The sequence below is a fragment of the Pseudomonas sp. WC1 genome, assembly GCF_050586565.1.
GTDB lineage: Bacteria > Pseudomonadota > Gammaproteobacteria > Pseudomonadales > Pseudomonadaceae > Aquipseudomonas.
The window spans coordinates 28,604-54,127 of record NZ_JBOBDQ010000038.1 but is presented as its reverse complement, the minus strand read 5'-3'; the positions used below and the strand labels follow the sequence as shown (position 1 = coordinate 54,127).

Below are 25,524 nucleotides of genomic sequence, written 5' to 3'. Positions count from 1 at the left end.
CGTGCCGACTCTGCCGCCGTTTTGAACTTGTGGCAGTTTTCATTAATGGCAAACAGGTTGGATGGGTCATTCGTTCCCCCTTCAAACTTCGGTATGCGGTGGTCAACCTCTGTTGCCGGTAGTCGTCGACCATTGCAGTCTTGGCACTGGCACAGATAGCGATCACGTTTTAGTACTGCCTTGGCAAGCTTGCGCCATGCCCAGTCATAGCCCCGCTGCTCAGCAGTGCCACGGCGCGGGTTGCTCCAACCAATCGCGAGCGAGGCATGCGCGCTGCAGTAACCATGGCTGTCACTTGTCTTGCCGGGACACATAGGTACTCGACAAGGGCGCTTAGCCTTGGGCGGCATAGATCAGCCCTCCACCTTCTTTCCCATGAAGCGGTCGGAATACTCACGAAGCTTGTCCACTCCCATGAAGCCAACCATGCAGCCTGCGAAGACGGATAGATTGGCAGGGAGCGCGAAGTACTCCAGTACAGGGAGCAGGCTCACTGCAATCAGCCCGCAAATGGCCCCTTCAAGTAGGACCTTGCGACCTCGGCCGCCTCCATAAATGACTCGAAACATCGCCACGGCAGCGGCTATGCCACCCGTGGAGAGTTGTGGCTGGTGGGCTGCCAGCCAAGCGAGTACCGCGGCCCAGAGGCCAGGGTCTTTCTCAGGCATATGGGCCATCTCGATTCCTCCCGATTGGGAGTGCAAATGAAAAAGGCCCGCCTATGTGGCGAGCCTTCGGGGTAGGTAGGGACTAGTTCAAGTATCCCTATTGCATGGGGCGCGAATCTGTTGATGCCCCAGTTTTGTTAGTTATCAGCGAGTGGCACGGCTGTGATACCAGTACAGATAGGCCAGACCGATGGGTGCGATGAATAGAGAGAATGTCCAGCACATCGCGATTGTAAAGCACTTCACCGCCATCATCGGCAATGCAGGTCCAGCGAAGACGTTACGGCCAACTATGTACTCGATCACGCCTTCGTAAACGAATCTTGCGTAGGGGTACAGCAATGTATTGATGACAACAAACGGGATGAAGCCTGGCTTACCCAAAATTCCGTGTGGAGTGTTAGCTACCAGTACGGCAAGGAACATGGCAACAAGGGCACCAAAGAAAGCATGGCGAATGTAGCAGCTACGGGTTAATCCGCCGAACGTCTTTTCAAACAGCGACCGCATAAGATCCCTCTCAAACGTTAAATGGGTCGCTACTCTATTCAGTCAGCTCATGCCGTGCAAGCCAATAGCCATCACGAAAAAAGCCCCGGCGAATGGCCAGGGCTCCCACTGTGTCGCGTTGCTTGCAAGCCGGACACGCTGCTATGAAAACAGAGCTATTCCATATGGACAACTCCTTTTGTTAAGCGGCATCTCTAAGGTCTTCCAGGACACAGTCAACCCAGGCCACACCGGCCTTGATCAGCTCTCGCGCCTTCATTTCACTGACACCATAGTGGCGCCCTACCCGCACCGCGGGCCATTTCGCACCGTAATACAACCAAATCATGTCGCCCATCATCTGGTCACGCCGGCAGAGCCTGGCCACGGCTCCATCTACGGCCATGGCAAGCTCATCGATAAGCGCATACGGCTTAGAGGCCGATGGAAGATGATCGCGCATCAGCGCGAAAGCAGGCGACGTATAGCCCGGAACCCCCATTCCATCCATCCGCCACCAGCCCCACTGTTCCAACATGTACTCGGTATCGCCTAATGGGCGGTGCAGCGGCTTTCTTGTGTTCATCCTTCAGTCCCCGGTGTAGTTGGTGCCGCCGGCGCCCAGCCGGTTGCCTTCCTGATACAACGCTTCCGGGCCAGTCGCCCGGAGCATCTTCAATTGCTCGATCTGCCGTGTCGCGGCCTGCAGCCTCATGCTGAGCTGGGTCACCAGATCATCTTGGGCCAGGGCCTCGCCAGTTGCAGCTGTTACCCAGCCCGAGGCATTGCAGCGTTCGCACGACAGCTCATAAAACAAGCCCTTGATAAGTGCTTTCCCGAAGCACTCCGGGCATTGAGCCAGCTCAATCGCCGGCTTCTTCAGTGCCGGTCCGTGGCTCTTTTTCATGCTTTCGAATCCTCGCTAGTAACAAATTCGGTAAGGTCGCTCGAAGCCACGCCATTAGCGGGCTGCGCGCCGTTATGAGAAATCTCGGATAAGGCCTCTGTAAGGCCGTGAATGGCACCGAAGCCAATGCCGTCTAACCAGGCGTGCCACTTCTCCAGGGCTGCCCGGCGCTGCTGCATGGCCTGGGTGTGGATGTAGGTGCTGGCGATCTTGCCCAGCGAGTGATTCAGCAGCATCTCGCCGATGTGGCCGTCGATGCCGAGGTCGGTCCATGTGCTGCGGGACACCTTGCGTAGGTCGTGACTGGTCCAGGCGCCCTGCCCCAACCGGGTGAAGACGGCACTGGCCTGCGTCTCGCTGAGCGGCAGCCCGCGTCGATTCGGGAACAGGAAGGCACCCTGGTAACCCTGAGCCTGCTGAATCGCCCTGTACCGGGTCAGCAGTGCTTGCAGTTGGGCGGTCAGAGGCAAGCGGTGCTCGGTGCGAGTCTTGGTGCTCGCCGCTGGAATGAACCACTCGGCCGCCGCCAACGAGACATCAGCCCACCGCGCCATGCGGGTCTCGCCGATTCGGGTGCCGTGGGCCAGCATCATCAGGGCCAACAGCGCATCGCCAGGGGTCGCATCGAAGGCGTGAGCCAGTTGCTGCATCAGCTCGGGTAGCTGCACGTCACGCAGGCGCGCCGCCTTCGGCAGGATCTTGGCCTTGGTGAAGTCATTGAAGCGCATCCCAGCCATGGGGTTCCCGTCGATCAGGCCCAGCTTCAAGGCCTGGCGGAAGGCGGTCAGCAACAGGGCGAACATCTGCCGCAGATACGAAAGCGACACATCGGCCTGAGCCGGCCACATCAGTTGCTTGTCGAGAGAGTCGGCACTCACGTCCGTAAGGGCCAGATCCGCCAGTCGCGGTTTCAGGTGCTGAGCGATTGCAGACCGTGCGCCTGCCTTGCGCTTCGCCGACAACGAGCGATCACGGGCCATCCGGTCGCCGTACCAGTCCAGCAGTTGGCCCACGGTACCCATGCCGGACGCCACGGGCGCGGTTGCCGGATCTCGCAGCAGGCGCCGACGCAGCGCGGGCAGTTCGGCAATCACCGCTGCAACGCCCAAGTCGGGCCAACGTGCGACCGGCACCCACTTCCTACCGCGCACCAGGTGCCACGTGCCACGTTCGCGAGTGATCCAGAACCGCAGGTACAGGCCAGGGTGACGAGGGTCGCGCAGGTCGCGTACGGCCTTGTCGGCAGCCTGCCGGCGAACTTCGGCCTCGCTGAACTTCACTTCCCGGGTCGCGCTCATGCGATCAGCACCCCCTCATGGAGCAAGGCGGCTTGGGTGCGCATCACTCCCTCGGCGTGGTACTGCCGCGCTGTATCGCGGTCGATATCGCGGCGACGGCCATCACAGACATCATGGCAGGCGCTGCACGCCCAAGCGCCCTGCATGTCGTGTGGCTTAAAGCCCACGCCGCAGGTGCCCGCCATACGGTAATGCGCAAGCACCGTAGTTTCTGGATTGCCGTTGCACACCTCAGGGATGCGCACTTGGCACTCCCGGCCGCGTGCAGCCTTGGTCAGTTTCGATTGCCGCATGGGCTGTCGTCTCCATGAAGGTCAATGACGGTGTAAGCGCTCGGCCACATGAGTTGGCCATGAACGATGGCCGCGTCTTCGTCGCGGTAGAGCGCAATGGGTGGATGCGAGGTACTGGAGAGCCCGAGCAGGTCGGAGCGGCAGTACAGCGCGTATCGGTATTCGGTGAGGTCAGGTGCGGGAAGCTCGATCATCGGCCGAGCATCCTGGATCGGATCGCCGCCAGGGCTTCATTCCCCACTTTTGGCGTGCGCTGGCCTGGCACCTCCGCAGGGAGAGCCAGCGGCATTCTCTGGAGCGGCTCACCTGCGACCAGGCGCCGAACGGCAATCGTGTAGTTGCGCTCGAAAAGCTTGGCGCTCACATCGGTAGCCAGCTTGTTCAGGTTCTCGAAACCACTTTCCTTGGCGGCGTGCCAGACCGCGTCATGGGTCCACTTGCCCTTCCCTGCCATGGCGGGATGCGCGTTACGGCAAGCCTCACGGAAGGCAACAGCCAGCGGGGGAAGACCCAGCATTTCCGGCGAAGGCTGGCACCACTCGATAAACTTCCCGGGCGCCGGGATGAATTCGCGGCCGGATTGCCGGCAGCGCATCAAACCGAACTGCAGTTGCTCCGGGGTGTTGATGCCAGCCTCGAGAAACGCGGTTAGCCACTGCTGCTTGGCCGCCTTGTACGTCGCTTCATCCGGCCATGCCTGCTTCCAGGCGCTGCAGATCGTGCGCAGATCGCGGAACAGGTCGTTGATCACCGCCGCAGTTTTGCGATTGAGCTCGGCCTTCACGTCGGCAGGCAGCGAATAATCCGAGGGGACGTATTGGCCAGCCTGGACCTTTGCCCACAAGCCATGGGCCACGGTTGCAACCTGATTCATTGACCGACCCCTTCCCCGATCCACGATGTGTCATCGTCATCGAAGCTGGAGCGCTGCGATCCGCCGGTGCGAGCAACGGGCGAGCGCGCAGCACGGGCGAGATCGGACTTCACCCAACTGACCAGGGCGGCCAGCCACTGCTTTTCGGTTTGGACCAGGCCCTTGGCATCGTGGTGGAGCACAAAGCCGGAAATGGCAACCGCGTTGAATTGATCTAGGGTCAGGCCTGCACGCCGGGCATAGGCTTTAAGCAGTTCCGGATTCGGTTCCCAGTCAAGGGACATTGCGAACGGCTCGCGCTGAGAGAGAGTAGATTGGTTCAATGACGGATTGGGTGCAGCTCCTGCACCCCGTTCGGTCGTGAGCTGCACCCCGTTCTGCTGTGAGCTGCACCCCGTGCGGTTTCCTGCACCCCGTTCAGGACGAGGTGCAGCAGATGCACCCCGCTTAATCAGTAGGTCGTAAACGACGGGGCGACGGTCGCGGCGATCGATATGGGCGGCAGCAATTGCCTGGTTGCCCTCAGCGATCCAACCGGCCTGGGCGAGCTCATCTAGCTTCAACCGCACTGTTCGCTCAGAAAGGCCGGTGTCGTCAGAGAGAGTCCCGGTAGAAGGGAAAGCCCCTCTTCCATCGCTGCCTGCGTAGTTGGCGAGGCAGAGCAGGACATGACGGGCTGCAGGATTCTCAAGTGCAGCTTTGGGAATGGCGAGTGCCCAGGTCATAGCTTGTACGCTCACGCTTGCCACCATTGCGATAGACATAGAGCGACAGGCGCAGCATTGCGCGCATCATGGGAGAGATGCATAATTAGTCCCGTTTGAAGTAGTAGAGAAAGCCGGGCTGCCACCCGGTTTTTTTATGCCTGCGATTCGAGTACTGGATGAATCAGCAGGTGTATTGGTCATCTAGTGGCTCATGACCCGACAATGCAAAATTCCCGTGTCAGGCCATCAGCTCAGGCCAAATCACATGCCAATCACTGGGGCGGAGCTGCCGCCTAGTCACCGCTCCAGCACTAGCTAGCTCGGTCTTAGCAGACATCTCTGCTGAAGCGGACTTATGTCCATAAGCAACCAGCCTCAGGTATGCCCGAGACGTTCCCGTTTGTGCGATCTGGTCATCAGTCGCCGTTTTGAGCCACTCCAGCAGCCCGTTGTTTCTGGTCCGCATGTCCGGGCCTCCATCATGGTCCGCCAAATTATTACCGACAGGTAATGATTAAACAATACCTACAGGGAATTTACCTTTTGGTAACGTTTTCAGATCATTGCTCAATGGAAATCTCAGATACCCGCCGCGATAATTTGCGGCTCCTCATGAACTCGCGCTTCGAAGGCAAGCAGGCCCGTATCGCTGACGCCCTAGGGAAAAGTGCGAACTACATTTCCCGGTGCCTCGCACGCCCTGATAGCGCAGGCGCAAAGAAGATCGGGGAAGACCTTGCCCGCGAGATCGAGGAAACCCTCGGCCTCCCTCGCTATGCGATGGATCAACCAGGGCTATCTGCTAAAGGCGTGACAGAAATTCAGGCGAATGCCGAGGTCGTCGGCTCATTTGACGTCTGGGACGACAACACGCCGCTGGCTGACGACGAGGTCTATGTGCCGTTTCTCAAGGAAGTAGAGCTTTCCGCAGGCCGGGGCCGCACTGCAGTGGAACAGGCTAGCGGCCGTAAGCTTCGCTTCGGCAAGCTAACCCTCCGCCGGCAAGGCGTTCAGCCGAGCGATGCCGTATGCGTGACCGTAAGCGGGAACAGCATGGAGCCAGTCCTTCCAGATGGGAGCACCGTAGGAGTAGATCAAGGCAGAACCGCAGTGGTAGACGGCAAGATGTACGCCATAAATCACGGCGGCCAATTGCGCGTGAAAACGCTATACCGCCTGCCAGGTGGTGGGGTACGCCTACGTAGCTATAACCGCGACGAACACCCAGATGAGGAGTATTCGGCGGAAGAGCTTGTCTCCAAGCAGATCCTAGTGATTGGCCGAGTGTTCTGGTACTCAGTGCTTCTTTAGCCTACCCCTACCCCAATCGAAGCCCGCCATCGCGGGCTTTTTTTCGCCCGCCTCAAAAAAGATTACCTATAGGTATTGACCAAATATGTTACCCAAAGGTAACTTTACTTCATCGCCGGATCGACATCGGCCAGCAACGAAGGCAGCGATGGACAGGCCTCAACTGTTCAGAGGGGTGGCAACTGCCCTGGGCGTGCAGCGTAAAGCGCCAAATCAGTTTTCCAGCGGGCAAGCGCCGCGGCTGGAGGATTCATTAGATTTCACTGACTGGCCTTCGACGTTGAGGGCCAGATAGGAAATCATCTTATGAGAGGCCCTATGAGTACCGATAACGCATTGATGACCAGTTTGCGCAATAGCTGCGCTGACGAACAGAAAGCCGTCATGGTAGTAGAAGAACTTGAAAATCGCCTGAAAACTGCGAAGGCATGGCTGACGGCAAAACAAGCTGAAGTCCACTTCGGTCTCGAAGCATTGCGTTAGGCTGCTATGAGTGGGGTGAAGAATGAATGACCGAAAGTCGTTAAGCAGTTTCTCTATTCCGGCACCTTCGCTAGAGGGAAGAATCGAAGCTGCACTGATGACCTTGGCCTGCCAAGGCAGCCCAGGGCTGAGAACAAAGCTTTCGCTAATGCATCCCAGCCTGGAAATCGATAAACAGCGCTGCCTCAAATACGCAACGGTGGTGCTCAGTAACTCAATAGCTGCTTCATTACAAGCTTTGCATCCGCAGCGGACTGCTCAGATTGCGAAAGAGTTAGCTGAATATCTTTCTGAACGATCCTAATGTCCGTGATGCCATGCCACATGCCGTTTTCAACGTAAATGGCATCTCCCACTTTGATGTCCTCATCACTCTCGTAGTACTCCGGACAAGAGTCATCAGAGTCGTACAGATACTCCAGTTTGTATCTACGCATATGCGATTCGCCCTCCTTTGCAGGCTGTGTTGTGTGAGAGCGCTCAGCCTACCGCAAAGCCCGTCACCTGGGCAGTGGTGAGCAGCCGGGGCTGACCGGCTCCCTTCCCTTGACTGCCAGGAACAGACTGGCCCGATCACCTGGTCTTCCCCAGCACCAGGCTGCATCGGAGAGCCCTTCCCGACCCTACATCAACATGTTCAGGGAGACAGGCGGGATAGGCTCTCCAATACAGCCCATCAAGGACCACTCATGGAAACGATCACCTGCGGCACATGGACAGGCCACCTTGGCAAAGGGCTGGCTCCCCGCGAGCTGGAGGCGCTGCTTGGCGTCGCCCAGGGCATGACCGCCAAACAGATCGCCCAGCAGATGCAGATCACTCCGGGCACAGTGGCCAACCGCATCGAGAACGCCATGTTCAAGCTCGGCGTAGCGCGTCGAGCAGCCGCCGTGGCTGAAGCAATGCGACGGCAGATCATCAGCCCACTATGTATCGCACTCGCCGGCCTTATCGCTATGCATGCGGTCATCGATGACAGCGACCCGTTACGCCGCGACCGTAGAGCGCCCGAGCGTCGTACTGCCCAGATTCGAATCGTGCGCAAGGCCGAGGCCTTCGAACACTACGCCTGAATCCCATCAGAGGATCATCCCATGCACCACACCATGCAACAGCGCGTGGACGGCCTGGCCGCCCTGCGTGCACGCTCCCTCATGGCTACTGCCGAGTTCTATGAGTTGATTGGCCGCCCTGCCCCAGTTCCCGAATCTTTGTTCCAGGCAGTCGCCAAGGGCAAGGCCTGGCACATCATCGAAATTGCCACCGGCAAGACCAAGAGATTCTGCTTTAGCCACCGTGCGGCCATGCGCCTTATTGAGGCAATGGAAGCAGGCAAGCGAACCAGCATTTCTCACCCTGCTGGTTAACAGAGGTGCCATACGGCGATGGACCAGGCAGAACGCGACCGGCGCCGGCGCGAGAAGTCAGCAAGGCACCAGAAAGAAGATCTGCGCTTGAAGGTTCGACCAGGGACTAAACAGGCCCTGCTGGAACTGATGGAGTGGGCCGGAATCGAGGAACAGGGCGAGGCAATGAAGCTGATGATTCATCATCTACATGGGCTGGGCCCGGGCGGCGCGCTGCCGCTGCTCACGCCTCCGCGCCACGAAATCACGGTGTCACCGACTGTGGCGCGGAAGCTTGAGAATTTCCGGGCGCGCGAGGCGCTCCGGATCACCGCTGATGGCTGATTACTTCACCTGCAGCTTCAGGTGCTCAAGGTACTTGCGGGCAGCAGTCTTTTCATCCGTGCCGGGCGGCCCATCGCTACCTGCAATACTGGAGCTTGCAGTTTCAAACATTAGATGCGTTGGAAATGTCGACTTGCTTGTTTTCAGTATTGCCATAAGCAGGTGCTCAAGAGCATCCAATTGCGCTTGTTGCTGGCTCATTTACCACTCCTTTTGATGTGTTCTCAGAGTCGACCTTTCTTTCTTAGCGAAACGATAAGGCTTGCGAACCGAGAAAGTGTTTCAGGATCCTCCGGCTTACGTACCAAGACGCGAAGCATGTTCCGCTCGAGGTTCCCGGGCGATGGCCACGAGAGCGTGAGAATGCCAACGCTATCTTCTGGATAGCTGATCAGACGAATTTCATGGAATACCGAAAGGTCGAGCCCTTGAAGCTCCTGCTCTTCTACGTGGATTGTCATCCCTGTCTCGCATGAGAAGTTAATCGAACCGTCTTCTTACCCCATCCCACCCCAAATTGCCACCATGCCGCCACCAGCACGGAGGGCGGCGCATGCCTTGGAGACGCACCATGCAACTCGACATCAACATCGAAGGGATCGTAGCCGATTCGGTAGCCGCCGCCCTGAGCCCGGAAAAGCTGCAGCCCATCATCGACAAGAACGTTGAAAGCGCGGTCACAAGCGCGATCCAAGAGCAATTCAACTGGAACTCGCCGTTCAAGAAGCTGCTGGAAGAGAGCCTGGCGGGCGCCATGCCTACGAAGATTACGGGCCTGGGCCGCTACGGGGATCTGGTGCTCAAGACCGTCTCCGCGATGATCAATGACTACCAGGAACAGGCGCTACGCCAGACCATTACGGAAAAGCTCGCCAAGGTGCTTGAGCCACTGCCAGCTCGCATCAAACTCTCGGAACAGATCGACCAACTGACCAGGGCCTTCGAAGACAGCCACCTTCGTGACAAGCACGGCAGCGAGGCGCCGACTTTCATTGTCGAGAAAGGCACGGGCTACTCGTCCACTTCCGAATACTGGCACCTCTATGCTGATGCCAACGAAGGGGTGGACAAGTATTCCTGCCAGGTGCAGATGGCGTTCACCGGTGAAGGTGAATGTTACTCCCTGCGTGTTGGCGAGACCGACATGAAGAAGTCGCTGATTCTTGGCAGCGCCTACGGTGCCGAGGCCCTGGTGCAGAACCTCTACACGGGTGGCACCAAGGTGGAATACGAGCAGGTGTACGTCGGCGACATCCGCTACAGCGAAGAAGCCTACGACTGACCCTACTACGCTGCCAGCAGCGCTTTAGGAGTCTGCCCCTTTTACCTGGCAGACCCCATTGGCTCGGTTCTTACCGGTATACGACACATCTGGCGAGCCGTCCGGGTTGATCGACAGCGAGATGGTCACGTCGCTGCCCTTGGCTTCGAAGTAGTTGTCGTTGAACTTCTTCAGCTTCCCTTCCTTGCCATTGATGTAGATCGGACCGCCCTTGTCGGCATGCACTTCGATGTTTCCTGGGCATGTGGCGTTCACCAGCGGAATACCAGCCTGGGCCGCGCCAGACACCACCAACAATGCCCCCAACACTAATCGCTTCATCTCACACTCCTTGAATGGACTGACAGAACTCGAAGCAATAGCTCAATTCGACGCTGCCCGCCAGCGCCTTCCCCTATTCAACGATGACGGCTGCGTCTGCGGGGAGCGCTGGCGGGCTAGTCTAAACTGGACATGAGAAACCACCGCGGAGCCAGCAGATGGACCCGTTAACCTCTGAGCAGTCTAAACCTCATGAAACTCCTGAAGACGTCGACCATCTCAGGTTTCATCGCGCCCATGAACATATGCACCACCCCTTTGGTAACGATGCATTTGCCCGAAAAGCCGAAGCTTTCGCCCGTTTCTTTGGTACACCATTTTTTCTGGGGTCCCAGTCACTAGTTGTTCTTATTTGGATGGGGATCAGCTTATCGGGGCTGTCAGCGTTCGATCCCTACCCCTTCATTCTATTGAATCTAGCGTTCAGTCTGCAGGCGGCCTACGCGGCACCTCTAATTCTTCTGGCGCAAACTCGCCAAGCCGACCGTGACAAAGCAACTTCCGATGCAGATGCAAGACATCGAGAGGCGATTGCCATGGACAATCAAAGACGGCAGCAGGACGCAGAGCTACACAGCAAGCAGCTTCTGCAGTTGTTGGAGCAAAATACACACCTCACGGAGGTAACAAAGCAGATGAGTGAGCGAATCGAAGTCCTTACTTTACAGATCCACTCACACTTACTTGCTTCATCAGGAAGAACATCCCGAGAATGAGTACATACATACTCTTTTCGCAGCAACCTATCTCTCTTCTATCGCTGGTCCCGTAGGCGGCACACAAGCGGGGAGCGCAGAGCGGCTGTAGTTCGGGCACGAAACACTCCCCAGGCAAGTGCCTGGGTCATCGTCTCTTCAGAGCGAGTATCGTAAACCTCCTCCAGCAATGGTATGCCCTCCGAGGCGTAAACACCGATGAACAGTTGCGTAACGCCCTTGGTGGAGAGCCGGACCTCAACGTCAATGCTTACGCCGTCGGCATAGGCCTCGGCATGACATCGAGAATGTAGCGCTGAGTTTGCCCAGCACCAGTACGTGGGGCCTCGAGCTCTCATTCTGGTTGTCCTTTACTATTGAGAACTTAGTAAGGCACACAAATCATTAGCGCACAGCACCACTGGACGGTTGGCCTGGACCGTTTCGCTATCGACAAACTCGCCTTAGCCTCTATTCACTGCCGCGATATGGCGGCCAAGGAATCGTCATGCTCGAAAGGACACCGATCAAGACGGAGGTCGAGCTGTGTGCGGCCTTCATCCAGTCGATGAATAAGCAGGCCGATTGGACTTGCTACCCCGAGGCTGCAGGCTTCGACATCCTGGCTGTGCACGCCAGCGGCAGACAGATCGGCATCAGCTGCATCCCAGACAGCCAGCTGCAGGCCGGCAACGAGCGCCAGCTCGCCCGAACGAACCCGAGGCAGCGGCAAGCTCCGCGTTCTGGAATGATGGATATGAGCTCTAAATTTGCATGGCTAGGAGCAGTCCAGCAGCCCCCTAGAGGTGATGCATCTCATCACCTAGGTCACCGATATTCAGAGGTAACGACTTGGCCAAGCATGGCTTAAGCCTCGCTTTGGTCTTTGTGATCCCCGGATGGCGGAGCACTGCATGCCAGAATATCAAGCGTGGCCAGCGTCTTCGCATAATCTGCCCAGTCGTCAAACGCCTTCTGCTGGACCAGCAGGGCCTCCCCCCACAGGGGGCCGCCGATCTGGCCGTAAGCGACTTGATTCATGATTGAAGATGTTGCGGTGTCCAGCTGTCGTAGCAGCTGGTACGCACGGTATTTTTGATCTGAATTAGGCATTTTTAGCCCCTAAACGCGTAACGCAAAAAGTGACCACCACATCAAGGATGAGTGGCACTACGCCATGTTGACAACGAAGCATCGCGCTTTTCTCCCTCCCCTCAACAATTCAAGCCTGCCGATATGCGCGGGCATGGAGAGCTATTGCCATGACGAAATACAAGCACACCCCAGGCCCCTGGGAAGCCCTGAACGAGACCGAGGTTTTCACCGGCCTGGGTGCCGACAGCGGCGACGGCGTGAAAGCACTCCCAACTGACGGTTGGATGATCGCCGACTGTGGCGATGCAATGACATTCACCGAGGTTGGGCTTGTTGAGCTCGCCTTGGATGTGCGCAGAGCGAATGCCCGGCTGATCGCCCAGGCACCGAACCTCCTGGCCGACTTGGTTGAGGCGGCCGCCCAGCTGCGCAAGTACGAAACCCTGCACCGCGCCAAGGCCACCACCGACAGCCTGGCCAAGGCCGAGGTAAACGCCGAACTGGCGTCGCGCTTCGAGCAGACCATCGCCCAGGCTACGGCCTGACACAACCTGCCGCCACCGGCGGCGTGGAGACCATCACATGCAAACCGAGATTCTTTCGGACGAAGAGCTAGCCGAGCTGACTGGCTATAAGGCCAGGGGATATCAGCGTCGCTGGCTAGAGGAACGTGGCTGGGTATTCGTTGAAACCCGCAGCGGGCGCCCACTGGTTGGCCGCCATTACGTTCGTATGAAACTGGGCATGAGCCTTGGAGTAATGCCAACGGCGTCACCACCACCTGTAGTCCCTGCGTGGACACCTGATATTTCGAAGGTGAGGTGAAATGCGCCCAAGGAAGACTGAGAACCGTGACCTGCCGCCCGGCATGTACCGGCGTAAGCGCACTAGTAAGAGCAAGAAAAACCCTGGCAAGGAATGGATCAGCTACTTCTACCTGGACAAGTCGGGCAAGCCCATACCGCTGGGCACCGATTTGAACCTGGCCCGATTGAAGTGGGCTGAGCTCGAAGCGAAACAGAAGCCTAGAGATTTGGTAACCATGGGCGCGATCTTCGACCGCTACGAGCGCGACATCATCCCGAAGAAGGCACCACGCACACAGAAGGACAACCTGGCGGAGATACGTCAGTTGCGCAACTACTTCGAAAAAGCCCCCATCGACGGCATCACGCCGGCTCATGTCGCGAAATATCGCGACGCCAGGACAGCACAAGTCAGGGCGAATCGTGAAATCGCCACCCTATCGCATATCTTCAACATCGCCCGAGAATGGGGCCTGACGACAAAGGAAAACCCGTGCCAGGGCGTGCGTAAGAACAAGGAAGTGCCGCGGGATTTCTACGCGAACGATGCGATCTGGAATGCGGTTTATGCAAAAGCAGTAGGTGAGCTGAAGGACGCCATGGACCTGGCGTATCTGACAGGCCAGCGCCCAGCGGACGTACTGCTGATGAGGCGGGACGACATCGAGGGCAATGCTCTCGTCGTGAAGCAAAAGAAGACCAACAAGAAGCTGCGGATCATGCTGGAAGTGGATGGCGTGGAAAGCAGCTTGGGCGCCCTAATCAAGAAGATAATGGAGCGCAACGCAGCACACGGGTCACCGTACCTGCTGCTGACTGAGACAGGGAAACGGGTCAGTGCATCCATGCTTCGTCATCGTTGGGATGACGCTAGGTATGAAGCGGTAAAGGAAACAGTCACAGCCGGTGACCAGTTGCTGGCAGGACGGATCGGCCAGTTCCAGTTCCGCGACATTCGCCCCAAAGCGGCCTCAGAAATTATCGATATTGACCATGCCAGCGTATTACTCGGACATACTAAAAGCGACATTACTGAACGAGTTTATCGCCGAATTGGCGCCCTTGCGAAACCCACTAAATAAACACCACCTCAATAGACAAATGCTCTAGGCCTAGAAATCGAACGCCAAAATAGAGCGATATCGATATATAGCCTAGCAAATAAAAATTATTGAAGCACCGGGCAGACGAGCTTGCAATTGCACAATGGGAAGTGTGCTAATTCACCTCTTAGCATTCTTGCCTGCGCCGGAGCTTGAGGTTTCGGCCTACCAGATCAGTCAAATGATGACGCAGTTAGCCACAAAGGATCATTCGACGATAATTGAGAATTCTTTATCTCAGCCATGCGTCGCGAGTGCTTTCGATTAGGTATATAAAGCGCACCCTCATCACCTTGCTTTTCTTCAATAAGATCATCGTGAAGCATTTCTCTCAACAAAGCCCTGATTATCTTATCGCTTTTAAACTCGCCCAGCCCCCTGAACAGAGCTCTTTCCTTCCTACCTGACCCGGGCTGAAAGAACAGCCTCTGAATGATGATGAGCAGGATTTTTTGACCAGGCTTCAGATTAGCATGAAGAATTGAGCTTGAGTTAGTAAGCTCGTCAAACTGATCAATATCATTACTTTCATGCAACCAGGTTGAAGCTTGGCTAATATTTCCTATCCCATGAACCCGCTTAATAATACATCCTTCGAAGGATACATTTGTAAAACTCTCCCCACCCACGTGAAGATTGTCAATTAACGAATCTCTGACCGTTAAGCTACCGATAGTGCGCTCAGCCAAATTCAAATCAACAATGTGAGCGTTATCAATGACGCAATTGATTGGCCCCTCATGCTCAGATGCGAGTAGAAGCGCCAGTATATCACCATTCAATATTCCGCTCGAATTAGCCTTCGCTCTCATGCGAAGATAAGGAAGAATGAGTGACGCACTTTGCGTAGATAGGAACTTGTTATAAGCAATACGAATACCAAATTCATTGGTTGGGTGCTTCCAGCTGCCATCAGTGACCCGCTCACCTTCAGCCACAATGTTATATATATCCTCCCCCTTGATCCCATTAAGAATATATGGATCCACAAAAACTCGATTATCAGATTCTGCCTCGTACCTACCTAAACAAGGAAGTCTCTGTAACACCTGTTGCGAGTTGGCATCTGGCTCTCTGCCAACCACCAGCCTATAACTATCAGATATTTCCTGCTGCGTAAGGGGACCATAATCATTAGCTTTAGTTCTAGCTATTCGCCCCAGTTGGGTTAAGATTTTTGACCAAACCTGGCTATCAAGACTTCTTTGAATCCCAACTTCCCTAACAGACAAATATTCAAAGAAAATAGACCAAAACTTATACTCAGAATCGCTCTCATTCTCCATAAAATCTTGGCGCTGACCTGAATCCCCTAATATACTCGCCATCAAAGGACGTTTTGGCAACCAACTTGGGAACACCCAAGTAGAGTCCCCAAAAAAACTCCTCATCTCGTTTTCGGTAAATTCTTCCTTGCAATGAACAACTACAACTTCTTCTTTCCTTACGCCCAAACAGGCAAGCATTTCCTTGTCAGAATTGAAATAATGCGGCCTACCCGAAACGACAAAATTACTTCCACGACTTGACGATAACTCACGAAACGGAGCGAGTGCTTCCATTCGTAATTCTTCGATTTTCGACTGATCAGAAGACCAGCTATTTATCCCTAGCTCATCAAACCCGTCAAACAACCAAGTTATCTTCCCATTAGGGGATAACTTGAGAAAATCGTCCCCCATTTGGGAGATCCCCAGATCGTCAAAATGGCGCCGCACCATCTCTGCACCGCGCTTTACTCCCCAACAATGCCGCAAATCGATTGCGATCATGTATCTAAGCTGATTACTGAAGCTCTCTCTATACTGTTCAAATAGCTCTTTCACCAATCTACTCTTGCCGGTACCATAATCACCCAGCAATATTATAGACCGCCCTTGGGATAGCATGCCCGCAATGTCTTTCAGACCAATCTGCGAATTATCTTTATCCAACCGATATGTAACTGACGTATATTTTCGCTGATCTGGCTCACCAGTCTTTGGATCTACCGCACTACCAAACCCCTTGTTTATACGGTAGTGAGCATAACTCTGGTAGTTAAACACATAACCTTCAAACTCCTGCGGAGTGAAGGCGGTTACATAGTTACTATCAGCCGTATGCCTGAGCTCATCAGACAGCCGATCAGCACTTATAAAAAAACACTCGGTATAAATACGATCCTGCAACAAAACAGGAGCAGCTAAAACGAATTTCGCGAGATCTTCGCGCAACTTCGAAAGAGTATTAGATTTCGTAACCTCAATCAAAACCCAATGGCGATCATTAATCTCAAGCACGCAATCAAAATGAATCCCATTGATCATTTTTGGCCCAGCAGTTCTTCCCCATTTGGAAGATGCTAGCCAGCGAACTTTTTTTTCCAGTGCCTGCCAATCCATCTGTCGATCTCCCTTTGTTCGACGGTCTCAGGTAGCCCAGAAGCTAAACTAATATCGTAAGGCCATCAATGGTTGACGTTACCCTGCGAGTAGAATCGGCCTTAGGAGCGCGGACACGCGAAAGTACGGAGAAGGGCTATGGTCAGATGCAAAATCGAGAGTATTGCCAGCGCTGACAAATCAAACCATTCCCAAGGGTGTTCCCATAGGTGGTTTTTCTGCGCCCAAAAACGCAAAAAGCCCTGAAAAATCAGGGCTTTGGATATGGCGGAAGCGTAGAGATTCGAACTCTAGGATAGTTGCCCATCGACGGTTTTCAAGACCGTTGCCTTAAACCACTCGGCCACGCTTCCAGCTGTTTTGCGGCGGCAATAATACCTTAATGTAACAAGCTGTCAAACTCTCTGTGTCGCGGCTTGCGACAGCTCTGATATGCTCTGCACCATACGTTCCATTACCGCAGGTCCCGGACCGCGGTCTCACCCCAAAGGAGTGCGCCATGCGCGAACAGGATTACGCCGTCCAACACGGCCAGCAGGTCGAGCAGCAGGAGGTCAGCAAGGTCCTGCGCAACACGTACAGCCTGCTGGCCCTCACCCTCGCCTTCAGCGGCATCATGGCCTTCGTCGCCCAGCAGATGCGTGTCGGCTACCCGAACATCTTCGTGGTGCTGATCGGCTTCTACGGTTTGTTCTTCCTCACCAACAAGCTGCGTGACTCGGCCTGGGGCCTGGTTTCTACCTTCGCCCTCACCGGCTTCATGGGCTTCATCCTCGGCCCGATCCTCAACCGCTACCTGGGCATGGCCGGTGGCGCCGAAGTGGTCAGCTCGGCCTTCGCCATGACCGCCCTGGTGTTCGGCGGCCTGTCGGCCTACGTGCTGATCACCCGCAAGGACATGAGCTTCCTCAGCGGCTTCATCACCGCCGGCTTCTTCGTCCTGCTGGGTGCCGTGGTGGCCAGCTTCTTCTTCCAGATCAGCGGCCTGCAACTGGCGATCAGCGCTGGCTTCGTGCTGTTCTCGTCGGTCTGCATCCTGTTCCAGACCAGCGCCATCATCCATGGCGGCGAGCGCAACTACATCATGGCTACCATCAGCCTGTACGTGTCGATCTACAACCTGTTCGTCAGCCTGCTGCAGCTGTTCGGCATCATGGGCCGCGACGACTGATCGAATCGGTTGCCAGCGCTTCAGGAAAAGCCCGCTTCGGCGGGCTTTTTCATGCCCGTTGAACAGCGCCAGGAACCTCACAAACATTGACTTAAAAGTCAGCTTATTAGCACCTTCCTCCGCGATTGTGCACCCATCGTGCTTGCCTCTACCGCAATGGCCGTTCTGCCCGTAGAATGCGCTCCTTTTTTCTTCCGGGGCGGCATTTTCCCATGAGTTCACACGAACACGGCCCAGGCTCGGCGGCGCCTGCCAATGAACTGGTCCTAGGCCTCGAGGACAAGCCTCGCTTGCTGATCGGCCTGCTGGCAGCACTGCAGCATTTGTTGGCAATCATCGTGCCGATCGTCACGCCAGGCCTGCTAATCTGCCAGGCGCTGGGCGTGTCGGCGCGTGATACCAACCTGATCGTGTCGATGTCGCTGGTGATCTCGGGCATCGCCACCTTTGTCCAGTGCAAGCGCTTTGGGCCGTTCGGCGCCGGGCTGTTGATCGTGCAAGGCACCAGCTTCAACTTCGTCGGCCCGCTGATCGCCGGCGGCGCGCTGATGGTCAAGCAGGGCACGCCAGTCGAGGGCGTGATGGCGGCGATCTTCGGCGTGGTCATCGCCGGTTCGTTCGTGGAAATGGGCGTGTCGCGCATCCTGCCCTTCGTCAAGCGCCTGATTACCCCTCTGGTGACCGGCATCGTCGTGCTGATGATCGGCCTGACCTTGATCAAGGTCGGCCTGATCAGCATGGGCGGCGGCTTCGGCGCCATGGCCAACGGCACCTTCGCCGATGGCGAGAACCTGCTGCTGTCGGGCGTGGTGCTGGCGATCATCGTCATCCTCAACCGTGTCCCGGTGGTATGGATGCGCAGCTGCGCCATCGTCATCGCCCTGGCTGTGGGCTACGCCCTGGCCGGCTACCTGGGCCGCCTGGACTTCACTGGCATGCACCAGGCCGCACTGTTCCAGGTGCCGACGCCGTTGCACTTCGGCCTGGGCTTCTCCTGGTCGCTGTTCATCCCGATGCTGGTGATCTACCTAGTCACCTCGCTGGAGGCCATCGGTGACGTGACTGCGACCAGCAAGGTTTCACGCCAGCCGGTCGAAGGCCCGGTGTGGATGCAGCGGATCAAGGGCGGGGTGCTGGTCAACGGTGCCAACTCGCTGCTGGCGGGCCTGTTCAACACCTTCCCCAGCTCGATTTTCGCCCAGAACAACGGCGTGATTCAGCTGACCGGCATTGCCAGCCGCCATATCGGTATCTGGATCGCCGCCATGCTGGTCCTGCTGGGCCTGTTCCCGTCGGTTGCCGGGGTGATCCAGGCAGTGCCGGAGCCAGTGCTCGGCGGCGCGGCCATGGTGATGTTCGGCGCCGTCGCGGCCTCGGGTATCAATATCCTCGCCAGCACCCGCCTCGACCGCCGCGCCCTGCTGATCATCGCCGTGTCGCTGTCGCTGGGCCTGGGCGTGGCCCAAGTGCCGGAGTTCCTCGCGCACATGCCGTCGGCGCTGCGCAACGTACTGGAGTCGGGTGTCGCCACCGGCGGCATCTGTGCCCTGGTGCTCAACTGGTTCCTGCCGGAAAGCAAAGACCAGGCCTGAGCCCCGCCAGCCAGAGCAGAAGCCCGTGCCCACCCGCACGGGCTTTTTGCTTTATCATGGCCGCATTCATTTGCTCGAGCCTTACATGAAATTCGCCATTGCGGTCTTTTCCCCGGCCCATGCGCCCTCCTCCCGCCGCGCCTTGCGCTTTGCCGAGGCGGTGCTGGCCGGCGGGCATGAAATTGCCCGGCTGTTCTTCTACCAAGACGGGGTGCACAGTGCCTCGGCCAATATCGTCGCGCCCCAGGATGAGCTGGACGTGGCCGCGCAGTGGCGCGCTTTCGTCAGCGATCACCGGCTCGACGCCGTGGTGTGCATTGCCGCCGCCCTGCGCCGGGGTGTGCTCGACGACACCGAGGCCAACCGTTACCAGCGCCCGGCGGTGAACCTGCCGATGCCGTGGGAGCTGTCCGGCCTGGGCCAGCTGCACGAAGCCGCGCAACTGGCCGACCGCCTGGTCTGCTTCGGAGGTGATTGAAATGGCCAAGTCCTTGCTGATCATCAGCCGCCAGGCGCCATGGAGCGGCCCGTCCGCTCGCGAAGCCCTGGATATCGCCCTGGCCGGCGGCGCCTTCGATTTGCCGCTGGGCGTGCTGTTCCTCGATGACGGCGTGTTCCAGCTCGCCGCCGCACAGCAGCCAGACGCCGTGCAACAGAAGAACCTGGCCGCCAACCTCCAGGCCCTGCCGATGTTCGGTGTGGAGGAATTGTTCGCCTGTGGCCACAGCCTCGCCCGCCGAGGGCTGGACAACGATGCCCTGTCACTGCCGGTGGAAGTGCTCGACAACGCCGCACTGACCGCACTGATTGCCCGTTTCGACCAGGTGGTGACGCTCTGATGACGACCCTGCACGTAATCGCCCATTCGCCCTTCGGTGACGAGCGCCTGGCCAGTTGCCTGCGTCTACTTGGCCCGCAGGACGCGCTGCTGCTGTGCGGTGACGCCACCTACGCGCTCAAGGCCGGCACCGAGCCCTTCGCTGCCCTGCAGGCCGCCAATCTCGGCGAGCGCCTGTTCGCCCTCGCCGAAGACCTGCGGGCCCGCGCCCTCGACAGCCAATTGGCCAAGGCAGTGGACTACCCAGCCTTTGTCGAGCTCACCCTGCACCACGACAAGGTCAACAGCTGGCTATGAGCACCCTGACTGTCGGCGAGCGCAGCATCGCCCTGGACAAGGACGGCTTTCTGGTCGAGCTGCAGGACTGGTCCCCCGAAGTCGCCGAAGCCCTAGCCACGCGCGAAAGCATCGCCCTGACCGCAGACCACTGGGAAATCCTCGAGCTGCTGCGCCAGTTCTACCAGGAGTACCAGCTGTCGCCGGCCACGCGCCCGCTGATCAAGTACACCGCGCTCAAGCTCGGCGCCGAGAAAGGCAACAGCCCGCACCTCAATCGCCTGTTCAACGGCACCCCCGCCAAACTCGCCGCCAAACTGGCGGGCCTGCCCAAGCCGACTAATTGCATATGACCGAGTCCCTGCTGAACGAAGCACGCCCACTAACCCTGCAAACCCCGGCCGAACACCCTTTCGCCGAGTTCGTGCGCATCCTCGGCAAGGGCAAGCGTGGCGCCCGCGGCCTGACCCGCGAGGAAGCCCGCGCCGCGATGACCCTGCTGCTCGAGGGCAAGGTCGAGGACACCCAGCTGGGCGCCTTCCTGATGCTGCTGCGGCACAAGGAAGAAAGCGCCGAGGAGCTGGCCGGCTTCACCGAGGCCCTGCGCACCCACCTGCACGCCCCCCGCATCGCCGTCGACCTCGACTGGCCCAGCTACGCCGGCAAGAAGCGCCACCTGCCGTGGTACCTGCTGGCGGCCAAGTGCCTGGCGGGCAACGGCGTGCGTATCTTGATGCACGGCGGCGGTGCCCATACGGCGGGCAGGCTGTACACCGAGCAACTGCTCGACCTGCTGGGCATTCCGCTGTGTCGCAACTGGACGGCCGTGGAGCAAGCCCTGTCCAGCCATCGGCTGGCCTTCTTCCCGCTGCAGGACTGGGCGCCGCAGCTTCAACGCATGATCGACCTGCGCAACACCCTGGGCCTGCGCTCGCCCATCCACTCCCTCGCCCGGGTGCTCAACCCTCTCGGCGCCCGCTGCGGCCTACAGAGCATCTTCCACCCTGGCTACCAGGCGGTGCACCGCGAGGCCAGCCGCCTGCTCGGCGACCACGCCGTGGTGATCAAGGGCGACGGTGGCGAGATCGAGGTCAACCCGGATGTCATCAGCCACCTGTATGGCACTTCGTCCGGCGAGGCCTGGGACGAGGAGTGGCCGGCCCTCAGCCCTCAGCGCCATGTGAAGCCAGCCAGCCTGCAGCCCGAGCACCTGCTGGCGGTATGGCGTGGCGAGGCACAGGACAGCTATGGCGAGCTGGCCGTGGTCGCCACTATGGCCCTCGCCCTGCGCGGGCTGGGCCAGGGCCGCGAGCAGGCGTTCAGCTGCGCTCGCGACTACTGGGGCAACCGTAGAAGCATCGATTAAGCCGATAGATACGACGCGGTCTTTGCGCTATTTATTCGAACGCTTTTCACTAGACTGAGCTCCAACGACAAACGACTTTGTTCCGAGGAGCTTTGCAATGGGCCTTTTGATCGACGGCCATTGGCATGACCAGTGGTACCAGACCAGCCAGGATGGCGCGTTCAAGCGCGAGAACGCCCAGCGCCGCAATCAACTGCCCGCCGCCGAGGCCGGCCGCTATCATCTGTATGTGTCGCTGGCCTGCCCCTGGGCGCATCGCACCCTGATTTTCCGCGCCATCAAGGGCCTGGAACCGCTGATCGGTGTCTCTGTGGTCAGTTGGCTGATGGGCGAGCACGGCTGGACCTTCGACCAGCAGCAGGGCTCCAGCGGTGATCATCTGGACGCATTGCAATACCTGCACCAGCGCTACACCCAGGACGACCCGCATTACACCGGGCGCGTGACCGTGCCGGTGCTGTGGGACAAGCAGGAGAAGCGCATCGTCAACAATGAGTCGGCCGAGATCATCCGCATCTTCAACAGCGCGTTCAACGAACTGACCGACAACACCCTGGACCTGTACCCCGAGCCGCTGCGCGCGACCATCGATGCGCTCAACGAACGTATCTACCCGGCCGTGAACAACGGCGTGTACCGCGCAGGCTTTGCCACCGCGCAAGAGGCTTACGAGGCCGCCTTCGACGATGTCTTCAACGAACTGGACCGCTTAGAGGCGCTACTGGGCCGCCAGCGTTACCTGGCCGGTGAGTACCTGACCGAAGCCGATGTGCGTCTGTTCACCACGCTGGTGCGTTTCGACGCGGTGTACCACGGTCACTTCAAGTGCAACCTGCGCCGCTTGAGCGACTACCCGAACCTGTCCAACTGGCTGCGTGAGCTGTATCAATGGCCGGGCGTGGCGGACACAGTGAACATGGAGCACATCCAGAAGCACTATTACATGAGCCACAAGACCATCAACCCGAACGGGATCGTCCCCAAGGGGCCGCTGCAGGATTTCGGCTTGCCGCATGATCGGGAGCGGTTAATGGGCAAAGGGATCTGGAAGGCTTGATAAAGCTGGGGCTGCTTTGCAGCCCATCGCCGCGGTTCGTCGCCACGACAAGCCGGCTCCCACAGGGGTTTGTATGATCCTATGCGAGCCGGCTTATCGTGGCGATGGGCCGCAAGGCGGCCCCAGTCATTTCAGACGTCTTGCGAGCCTTCGAACCACGCCAGTTTCTCGCGCAACTGCACCACTTCCCCGACGATCACCAGGGTCGGCGCATGCACTTCGTGGCGTGCCACCAGCGCCGGCAGGTCGGCCAGGGTGCCGGTGAACACCCGCTGGTTGCGAGTGGTCCCCTGCTGCACCAGCGCGGCCGGCGTACTCGCCGCACGGCCATGGCGGATCAACTCGGCGCAGATGGTCGGCAAGCCGACCAGGCCCATATAGAACACCAAGGTCTGGGCCGGAGCCACCAGGTCATTCCAGGGCAGGTTGCTGGTGCCATCCTTCAGGTGGCCAGTAACGAAGCGCACCGACTGGGCATAGTCCCGGTGGGTCAGCGGAATCCCGCCATAGGCCGAACAACCACTGGCTGCCGTGATGCCCGGTACCACCTGGAACGGAATACCCTCGTCGGCCAGCTCTTCGATCTCCTCGCCTCCCCGGCCAAAGATGAACGGATCGCCACCTTTGAGCCGTAGCACGCGCTTGCCCTGGCGAGCCAGGTCGACCAGCAGGCGGTTGATCTTATCCTGCGGCACGGCATGATCGGCGCGGCGCTTGCCGACATAGATGCGTTCGGCGTCACGCCGGCACATCTCGATGATGGCCGGGGCCACCAGACGGTCGTAAAGCACCACATCGGCTTGCTGCATCAGGCGCAGGGCGCGGAAGGTCAGCAGGTCCGGATCGCCCGGCCCCGCGCCCACCAGGTACACCTCGCCGCCCTGCTGCACCGGCGCGCCATCGACCATCGCCTGCAACAGGCGCTCGGCCTCGGCGCCCTGCCCGGCCAGCTGACGTTCGGCGATCGGGCCCTGGAACACGGTTTCCCAGAAGCCGCGACGCTGGTTGACATCCGGGTACAAGGCCTTGACCCGCTCACGGAAGCGTGCGGCCAGGCCGGCAAGTTCGCCATAGGCGGATGGAATCCAGGCTTCCAGCTTGGCGCGGATCAGCCGCGCCAGCACCGGAGCGTCGCCGCCGCTGGAGACCGCCACCACCAACGGTGAACGGTCGACGATGGCCGGGAAGATCACCGTGCACAGGGCCGGAGCGTCCACCACGTTGACCGGCAGGCTGCGCGCCTGGGCCTCGGTCGAGACCTGGGCGTTGAGCGCCGAGTCGTCGGTCGCCGCGATCACCAGCCGGCAGCCGTCCAGGTCCGAGGCCTGGTAGCCACGCACCAGGACCTCGCCCCCGCCCTCACGGGTCAGCGTGGCGAGCTGGCCGTCGACCTCAGGCGCCACCACCCGCAGCGCGGCGCCGGCGTCGGCCAGCAAGCGCGCCTTGCGCAAGGCGATCTCGCCGCCGCCGACGACCAGCACACGGCCACCCTGCAGCTTGTGGAACAGCGGCAGGTAGTCCATTCAGCGAATGACCTCGACGCCACCCATGTACGGCTTGAGCACTTCAGGCACACGGATCGAACCGTCAGCCTGCTGGTAGTTCTCCAGCACGGCGACCAAGGTACGGCCAACGGCCAGGCCCGACCCGTTGAGGGTGTGCACCAGCTCCGGCTTGCCGGTTTCCGGGTTGCGCCAGCGGGCTTGCATGCGACGTGCCTGGAAGTCACCGCAGTTGGAGCAGGAGCTGATTTCGCGGTACTTGTCCTGGCTTGGCACCCAGACTTCCAGGTCGTAGGTCTTCACCGCGCCGAAGCCCATGTCGCCGGTGCACAGCGCCAGTACGCGGTACGGCAGTTCCAGCAACTGGAGCACGCGCTCGGCGTTGGCGGTCAGGCCTTCCAGGGCTTCCATGGATTTCGCGGGTTCGACTACCTGGACCATCTCGACCTTGTCGAACTGGTGCTGGCGGATCATGCCGCGGGTATCACGACCCGAGGCGCCGGCCTCGCTGCGGAAGCACGGGGTGTGGGCGACCAGCTTCAGCGGCAGCTGCTTGGCGTCGAGGATTTCACCCGCCACCAGGTTGGTCAGCGACACTTCGGCGGTCGGGATCAGGTAGAAATCGGCCTCGCCTTCGCGGGTGATCTTGAACAGGTCTTCCTCGAACTTCGGCAGCTGGCCGGTGCCCTGAAGGGCCGGGGCCTGCACCAGGTACGGGGTGTAGTGCTCCTCGTAGCCGTGCTCGCCGGTGTGCAGGTTGATCATGAACTGCGCCAGGGCGCGGTGCAGGCGGGCCACCGGGCCACGCAGCACGGCAAAGCGGGCGCCGGACAGCTTGGCCGCGGCCTCGAAGTCCAGGCCACCGCTGACCTCGCCCAGGGCGACGTGGTCCTTGATCTCGAAATCGAAGGCCTTCGGCGTGCCCCAGCGGCGCACTTCGACGTTGTCGTCTTCGCTGGCGCCGACCGGCACGCTGGCGTCGGGCAGGTTGGGGATGGTCAGCAGGATGCCGTCCAGTTCCGCCTGGATACCGTCCAGCTCGGTCTTGCCGGCGGCCAGCTCGTTGGCCATGCGCTCGACGTCGGCCATCAGCGGGGCGATGTCCTCACCCTTGGCCTTGGCCTGGCCGATGGACTTGGAGCGGGCGTTACGCTCAGCCTGCAGTTGCTCGGTGCGGGTCTGCACCGCCTTGCGGCGCTCTTCCAGCGATTCGATGCGCGCGACATCCAGGCTGAAGCCACGGGAGGCCAGGCGGTCAGCCACTTCCTGAAGTTGGCCGCGTAACAGTTTGGAATCGAGCATATCGTTCTCTCGT

General features: G+C 58.9%; 35 protein-coding genes and 1 tRNA gene. 19 read left to right on the top strand and 17 right to left on the bottom strand.

What is annotated here, in order from left to right; genetic code table 11:
* From ACQ4OD_RS17505 to ACQ4OD_RS17460, 10 genes are all read right to left on the bottom strand, one after another.
* The coding region (locus ACQ4OD_RS17505; protein ID WP_430944668.1) for an HNH endonuclease at positions 1-314 on the bottom strand (314 nt) is incomplete at its 3' end.
* Positions 315-353: 39 nt separating this feature from the next.
* Positions 354-677 (bottom strand): phage holin, lambda family, encoded by a 324-nt coding sequence (locus ACQ4OD_RS17500; RefSeq protein ID WP_217847495.1) that lies wholly within the window; start codon positions 675-677, stop codon positions 354-356.
* A 135-nt stretch (positions 678-812) separates the two neighbouring features.
* Positions 813-1,178, bottom strand: a complete 366-nt coding sequence (locus ACQ4OD_RS17495; RefSeq protein WP_430944667.1) for a hypothetical protein — start codon at positions 1,176-1,178, stop codon at positions 813-815.
* Positions 1,179-1,359: 181 nt separating this feature from the next.
* Positions 1,360-1,743: an antiterminator Q family protein gene (locus ACQ4OD_RS17490; RefSeq protein WP_280092689.1), complete on the bottom strand. Its 384-nt coding sequence runs from the start codon at positions 1,741-1,743 to the stop codon at positions 1,360-1,362.
* Between the two features lie 3 nt (positions 1,744-1,746).
* On the bottom strand, positions 1,747-2,064 hold the full coding sequence (locus ACQ4OD_RS17485; RefSeq protein WP_430944666.1) for a hypothetical protein: 318 nt from the start codon (positions 2,062-2,064) through the stop codon (positions 1,747-1,749).
* Complete coding sequence (locus ACQ4OD_RS17480; protein ID WP_430944665.1) at positions 2,061-3,362, bottom strand: tyrosine-type recombinase/integrase; 1,302 nt, start codon at positions 3,360-3,362, stop codon at positions 2,061-2,063. The genes ACQ4OD_RS17485 and ACQ4OD_RS17480 overlap by 4 nt, the downstream gene beginning before the upstream one ends.
* Positions 3,359-3,655: a DUF1364 domain-containing protein gene (locus ACQ4OD_RS17475; protein ID WP_430944664.1), complete on the bottom strand. Its 297-nt coding sequence runs from the start codon at positions 3,653-3,655 to the stop codon at positions 3,359-3,361. The genes ACQ4OD_RS17480 and ACQ4OD_RS17475 overlap by 4 nt, the downstream gene beginning before the upstream one ends.
* Entirely contained in the window at positions 3,637-3,849 is a 213-nt protein-coding gene (locus ACQ4OD_RS17470) for a hypothetical protein (RefSeq protein WP_430944663.1), read from the bottom strand. Before ACQ4OD_RS17470 ends, ACQ4OD_RS17475 begins: the two co-directional genes overlap by 19 nt.
* Positions 3,846-4,529 carry a replication protein P gene (locus ACQ4OD_RS17465; protein WP_430944662.1) on the bottom strand — a complete coding sequence of 228 codons (684 nt, stop codon included), beginning with the start codon at positions 4,527-4,529 and terminating at the stop codon, positions 3,846-3,848. The genes ACQ4OD_RS17470 and ACQ4OD_RS17465 overlap by 4 nt, the downstream gene beginning before the upstream one ends.
* Positions 4,526-5,254, bottom strand: a complete 729-nt coding sequence (locus tag ACQ4OD_RS17460) for a helix-turn-helix domain-containing protein (protein WP_430944669.1) — start codon at positions 5,252-5,254, stop codon at positions 4,526-4,528. Before ACQ4OD_RS17460 ends, ACQ4OD_RS17465 begins: the two co-directional genes overlap by 4 nt.
* 594 nt (positions 5,255-5,848) lie before the next feature.
* On the opposite strand from ACQ4OD_RS17460, the gene ACQ4OD_RS17455 reads away from it, so the two are divergent.
* From ACQ4OD_RS17455 to ACQ4OD_RS17430, 6 genes are all read left to right on the top strand, one after another.
* Positions 5,849-6,547, top strand: coding sequence for a S24 family peptidase (locus ACQ4OD_RS17455; RefSeq protein ID WP_104445283.1), 699 nt, complete (start codon positions 5,849-5,851; stop codon positions 6,545-6,547).
* A 318-nt stretch (positions 6,548-6,865) separates the two neighbouring features.
* A complete protein-coding gene (locus ACQ4OD_RS17450) occupies positions 6,866-7,030 on the top strand; it encodes a hypothetical protein (RefSeq protein WP_430944661.1) in 165 nt (54 codons plus the stop codon).
* 22 nt (positions 7,031-7,052) lie between these two features.
* On the top strand, positions 7,053-7,334 hold the full coding sequence (locus ACQ4OD_RS17445; RefSeq protein WP_430944660.1) for a hypothetical protein: 282 nt from the start codon (positions 7,053-7,055) through the stop codon (positions 7,332-7,334).
* A 385-nt stretch (positions 7,335-7,719) separates the two neighbouring features.
* The gene (locus tag ACQ4OD_RS17440; RefSeq protein WP_288522442.1) at positions 7,720-8,103 is read left to right on the top strand and encodes a helix-turn-helix domain-containing protein; all 384 of its coding nucleotides are present in this window, start codon (positions 7,720-7,722) and stop codon (positions 8,101-8,103) included.
* 21 nt (positions 8,104-8,124) lie between these two features.
* Positions 8,125-8,397, top strand: a complete 273-nt coding sequence (locus tag ACQ4OD_RS17435; RefSeq protein ID WP_430944659.1) for a hypothetical protein — start codon at positions 8,125-8,127, stop codon at positions 8,395-8,397.
* Between the two features lie 18 nt (positions 8,398-8,415).
* Positions 8,416-8,721 (top strand): hypothetical protein, encoded by a 306-nt coding sequence (locus tag ACQ4OD_RS17430; protein WP_430944658.1) that lies wholly within the window; start codon positions 8,416-8,418, stop codon positions 8,719-8,721.
* On the opposite strand, the gene ACQ4OD_RS17425 is transcribed toward ACQ4OD_RS17430, so the two are convergent.
* Positions 8,722-8,922, bottom strand: coding sequence for a hypothetical protein (locus tag ACQ4OD_RS17425; protein ID WP_430944657.1), 201 nt, complete (start codon positions 8,920-8,922; stop codon positions 8,722-8,724).
* A gap of 370 nt (positions 8,923-9,292) precedes the next feature.
* On the opposite strand from ACQ4OD_RS17425, the gene ACQ4OD_RS17420 reads away from it, so the two are divergent.
* Positions 9,293-10,003, top strand: coding sequence for a hypothetical protein (locus tag ACQ4OD_RS17420; RefSeq protein ID WP_430944656.1), 711 nt, complete (start codon positions 9,293-9,295; stop codon positions 10,001-10,003).
* Positions 10,004-10,027: 24 nt separating this feature from the next.
* Here ACQ4OD_RS17420 and ACQ4OD_RS17415 read toward each other — a convergent pair whose 3' ends face one another.
* Positions 10,028-10,324 carry a hypothetical protein gene (locus ACQ4OD_RS17415; RefSeq protein WP_139671836.1) on the bottom strand — a complete coding sequence of 99 codons (297 nt, stop codon included), beginning with the start codon at positions 10,322-10,324 and terminating at the stop codon, positions 10,028-10,030.
* A gap of 158 nt (positions 10,325-10,482) precedes the next feature.
* On the opposite strand from ACQ4OD_RS17415, the gene ACQ4OD_RS17410 reads away from it, so the two are divergent.
* A complete protein-coding gene (locus tag ACQ4OD_RS17410; RefSeq protein WP_139671839.1) occupies positions 10,483-11,040 on the top strand; it encodes a DUF1003 domain-containing protein in 558 nt (185 codons plus the stop codon).
* A gap of 846 nt (positions 11,041-11,886) precedes the next feature.
* Here the strand turns inward: ACQ4OD_RS17410 and ACQ4OD_RS17405 are convergent.
* Complete coding sequence (locus ACQ4OD_RS17405; RefSeq protein WP_430944655.1) at positions 11,887-12,132, bottom strand: hypothetical protein; 246 nt, start codon at positions 12,130-12,132, stop codon at positions 11,887-11,889.
* Positions 12,133-12,281: 149 nt separating this feature from the next.
* Between ACQ4OD_RS17405 and ACQ4OD_RS17400 the strand changes: the two genes are divergently transcribed.
* From ACQ4OD_RS17400 to ACQ4OD_RS17390, 3 genes are read left to right on the top strand one after another with little or no spacing between them, the layout of a single operon-like run.
* Complete coding sequence (locus ACQ4OD_RS17400) at positions 12,282-12,659, top strand: hypothetical protein (protein WP_430944654.1); 378 nt, start codon at positions 12,282-12,284, stop codon at positions 12,657-12,659.
* A gap of 37 nt (positions 12,660-12,696) precedes the next feature.
* On the top strand, positions 12,697-12,939 hold the full coding sequence (locus ACQ4OD_RS17395; protein WP_088852954.1) for a DUF4224 domain-containing protein: 243 nt from the start codon (positions 12,697-12,699) through the stop codon (positions 12,937-12,939).
* A 1-nt stretch (position 12,940) separates the two neighbouring features.
* A complete protein-coding gene (locus tag ACQ4OD_RS17390; protein WP_430944653.1) occupies positions 12,941-14,002 on the top strand; it encodes a tyrosine-type recombinase/integrase in 1,062 nt (353 codons plus the stop codon).
* A gap of 194 nt (positions 14,003-14,196) precedes the next feature.
* On the opposite strand, the gene ACQ4OD_RS17385 is transcribed toward ACQ4OD_RS17390, so the two are convergent.
* Positions 14,197-16,407, bottom strand: coding sequence for a hypothetical protein (locus ACQ4OD_RS17385; protein WP_430944652.1), 2,211 nt, complete (start codon positions 16,405-16,407; stop codon positions 14,197-14,199).
* 265 nt (positions 16,408-16,672) lie between these two features.
* A tRNA-Ser gene (locus tag ACQ4OD_RS17380) sits at positions 16,673-16,760 on the bottom strand.
* A gap of 146 nt (positions 16,761-16,906) precedes the next feature.
* Here ACQ4OD_RS17380 and ACQ4OD_RS17375 point away from each other — a divergent pair.
* The 8 genes from ACQ4OD_RS17375 to ACQ4OD_RS17340 all read left to right on the top strand — a co-directional run bounded on the left by ACQ4OD_RS17375 (position 16,907) and on the right by ACQ4OD_RS17340 (position 22,707).
* Entirely contained in the window at positions 16,907-17,578 is a 672-nt protein-coding gene (locus tag ACQ4OD_RS17375; protein ID WP_028692373.1) for a Bax inhibitor-1/YccA family protein, read from the top strand.
* Between the two features lie 212 nt (positions 17,579-17,790).
* Positions 17,791-19,170 (top strand): nucleobase:cation symporter-2 family protein, encoded by a 1,380-nt coding sequence (locus ACQ4OD_RS17370; RefSeq protein WP_430944651.1) that lies wholly within the window; start codon positions 17,791-17,793, stop codon positions 19,168-19,170.
* 85 nt (positions 19,171-19,255) lie between these two features.
* Positions 19,256-19,648, top strand: a complete 393-nt coding sequence (gene tusD / locus ACQ4OD_RS17365) for a sulfurtransferase complex subunit TusD (protein ID WP_023632843.1) — start codon at positions 19,256-19,258, stop codon at positions 19,646-19,648.
* Between the two features lies 1 nt (position 19,649).
* A complete protein-coding gene (tusC, locus tag ACQ4OD_RS17360; RefSeq protein ID WP_430944650.1) occupies positions 19,650-20,009 on the top strand; it encodes a sulfurtransferase complex subunit TusC in 360 nt (119 codons plus the stop codon).
* Positions 20,009-20,305, top strand: a complete 297-nt coding sequence (gene tusB, locus ACQ4OD_RS17355) for a sulfurtransferase complex subunit TusB (protein ID WP_139671850.1) — start codon at positions 20,009-20,011, stop codon at positions 20,303-20,305. Before tusC ends, tusB begins: the two co-directional genes overlap by 1 nt.
* A complete protein-coding gene (locus tag ACQ4OD_RS17350; RefSeq protein WP_139671853.1) occupies positions 20,302-20,637 on the top strand; it encodes a TusE/DsrC/DsvC family sulfur relay protein in 336 nt (111 codons plus the stop codon). The genes tusB and ACQ4OD_RS17350 overlap by 4 nt, the downstream gene beginning before the upstream one ends.
* Positions 20,634-21,650 (top strand): glycosyl transferase family protein, encoded by a 1,017-nt coding sequence (locus ACQ4OD_RS17345; protein ID WP_430944649.1) that lies wholly within the window; start codon positions 20,634-20,636, stop codon positions 21,648-21,650. Before ACQ4OD_RS17350 ends, ACQ4OD_RS17345 begins: the two co-directional genes overlap by 4 nt.
* A gap of 97 nt (positions 21,651-21,747) precedes the next feature.
* Positions 21,748-22,707, top strand: coding sequence for a glutathione S-transferase family protein (locus ACQ4OD_RS17340; protein ID WP_139671863.1), 960 nt, complete (start codon positions 21,748-21,750; stop codon positions 22,705-22,707).
* Positions 22,708-22,838: 131 nt separating this feature from the next.
* Here the strand turns inward: ACQ4OD_RS17340 and cysG are convergent, their stop codons facing one another.
* Positions 22,839-24,230, bottom strand: coding sequence for a siroheme synthase CysG (gene cysG / locus ACQ4OD_RS17335; RefSeq protein ID WP_430944648.1), 1,392 nt, complete (start codon positions 24,228-24,230; stop codon positions 22,839-22,841).
* Complete coding sequence (gene serS, locus ACQ4OD_RS17330; RefSeq protein WP_102682641.1) at positions 24,231-25,511, bottom strand: serine--tRNA ligase; 1,281 nt, start codon at positions 25,509-25,511, stop codon at positions 24,231-24,233.
* Between the last annotated feature and the right edge of the window lie 13 nt (positions 25,512-25,524).

Coding starts and splice junctions, on each gene's coding strand:
- ACQ4OD_RS17345 (WP_430944649.1), top strand. CDS start 20,634: ATGACCGAGTCCCTGCTGAACGAAGCACGCCCACTAACCCTGCAAACC.
- ACQ4OD_RS17420 (WP_430944656.1), top strand. CDS start 9,293: ATGCAACTCGACATCAACATCGAAGGGATCGTAGCCGATTCGGTAGCC.
- ACQ4OD_RS17465 (WP_430944662.1), bottom strand. CDS start 4,529: ATGAATCAGGTTGCAACCGTGGCCCATGGCTTGTGGGCAAAGGTCCAG.
- ACQ4OD_RS17440 (WP_288522442.1), top strand. CDS start 7,720: ATGGAAACGATCACCTGCGGCACATGGACAGGCCACCTTGGCAAAGGG.
- ACQ4OD_RS17340 (WP_139671863.1), top strand. CDS start 21,748: ATGGGCCTTTTGATCGACGGCCATTGGCATGACCAGTGGTACCAGACC.
- ACQ4OD_RS17350 (WP_139671853.1), top strand. CDS start 20,302: ATGAGCACCCTGACTGTCGGCGAGCGCAGCATCGCCCTGGACAAGGAC.
- ACQ4OD_RS17445 (WP_430944660.1), top strand. CDS start 7,053: ATGAATGACCGAAAGTCGTTAAGCAGTTTCTCTATTCCGGCACCTTCG.
- tusB (WP_139671850.1), top strand. CDS start 20,009: ATGACGACCCTGCACGTAATCGCCCATTCGCCCTTCGGTGACGAGCGC.
- ACQ4OD_RS17430 (WP_430944658.1), top strand. CDS start 8,416: ATGGACCAGGCAGAACGCGACCGGCGCCGGCGCGAGAAGTCAGCAAGG.
- ACQ4OD_RS17460 (WP_430944669.1), bottom strand. CDS start 5,254: ATGACCTGGGCACTCGCCATTCCCAAAGCTGCACTTGAGAATCCTGCA.
- ACQ4OD_RS17375 (WP_028692373.1), top strand. CDS start 16,907: ATGCGCGAACAGGATTACGCCGTCCAACACGGCCAGCAGGTCGAGCAG.
- ACQ4OD_RS17490 (WP_280092689.1), bottom strand. CDS start 1,743: ATGAACACAAGAAAGCCGCTGCACCGCCCATTAGGCGATACCGAGTAC.
- ACQ4OD_RS17390 (WP_430944653.1), top strand. CDS start 12,941: ATGCGCCCAAGGAAGACTGAGAACCGTGACCTGCCGCCCGGCATGTAC.
- serS (WP_102682641.1), bottom strand. CDS start 25,511: ATGCTCGATTCCAAACTGTTACGCGGCCAACTTCAGGAAGTGGCTGAC.
- ACQ4OD_RS17415 (WP_139671836.1), bottom strand. CDS start 10,324: ATGAAGCGATTAGTGTTGGGGGCATTGTTGGTGGTGTCTGGCGCGGCC.
- ACQ4OD_RS17395 (WP_088852954.1), top strand. CDS start 12,697: ATGCAAACCGAGATTCTTTCGGACGAAGAGCTAGCCGAGCTGACTGGC.
- ACQ4OD_RS17485 (WP_430944666.1), bottom strand. CDS start 2,064: ATGAAAAAGAGCCACGGACCGGCACTGAAGAAGCCGGCGATTGAGCTG.
- cysG (WP_430944648.1), bottom strand. CDS start 24,230: ATGGACTACCTGCCGCTGTTCCACAAGCTGCAGGGTGGCCGTGTGCTG.
- ACQ4OD_RS17435 (WP_430944659.1), top strand. CDS start 8,125: ATGCACCACACCATGCAACAGCGCGTGGACGGCCTGGCCGCCCTGCGT.
- ACQ4OD_RS17475 (WP_430944664.1), bottom strand. CDS start 3,655: ATGCGGCAATCGAAACTGACCAAGGCTGCACGCGGCCGGGAGTGCCAA.
- ACQ4OD_RS17370 (WP_430944651.1), top strand. CDS start 17,791: ATGAGTTCACACGAACACGGCCCAGGCTCGGCGGCGCCTGCCAATGAA.
- ACQ4OD_RS17400 (WP_430944654.1), top strand. CDS start 12,282: ATGACGAAATACAAGCACACCCCAGGCCCCTGGGAAGCCCTGAACGAG.
- ACQ4OD_RS17425 (WP_430944657.1), bottom strand. CDS start 8,922: ATGAGCCAGCAACAAGCGCAATTGGATGCTCTTGAGCACCTGCTTATG.
- ACQ4OD_RS17385 (WP_430944652.1), bottom strand. CDS start 16,407: ATGGATTGGCAGGCACTGGAAAAAAAAGTTCGCTGGCTAGCATCTTCC.
- ACQ4OD_RS17410 (WP_139671839.1), top strand. CDS start 10,483: ATGGACCCGTTAACCTCTGAGCAGTCTAAACCTCATGAAACTCCTGAA.
- ACQ4OD_RS17495 (WP_430944667.1), bottom strand. CDS start 1,178: ATGCGGTCGCTGTTTGAAAAGACGTTCGGCGGATTAACCCGTAGCTGC.
- ACQ4OD_RS17470 (WP_430944663.1), bottom strand. CDS start 3,849: ATGATCGAGCTTCCCGCACCTGACCTCACCGAATACCGATACGCGCTG.
- ACQ4OD_RS17480 (WP_430944665.1), bottom strand. CDS start 3,362: ATGAGCGCGACCCGGGAAGTGAAGTTCAGCGAGGCCGAAGTTCGCCGG.
- ACQ4OD_RS17405 (WP_430944655.1), bottom strand. CDS start 12,132: ATGCCTAATTCAGATCAAAAATACCGTGCGTACCAGCTGCTACGACAG.
- ACQ4OD_RS17450 (WP_430944661.1), top strand. CDS start 6,866: ATGAGTACCGATAACGCATTGATGACCAGTTTGCGCAATAGCTGCGCT.
- tusC (WP_430944650.1), top strand. CDS start 19,650: ATGGCCAAGTCCTTGCTGATCATCAGCCGCCAGGCGCCATGGAGCGGC.
- tusD (WP_023632843.1), top strand. CDS start 19,256: ATGAAATTCGCCATTGCGGTCTTTTCCCCGGCCCATGCGCCCTCCTCC.
- ACQ4OD_RS17500 (WP_217847495.1), bottom strand. CDS start 677: ATGGCCCATATGCCTGAGAAAGACCCTGGCCTCTGGGCCGCGGTACTC.
- ACQ4OD_RS17455 (WP_104445283.1), top strand. CDS start 5,849: ATGAACTCGCGCTTCGAAGGCAAGCAGGCCCGTATCGCTGACGCCCTA.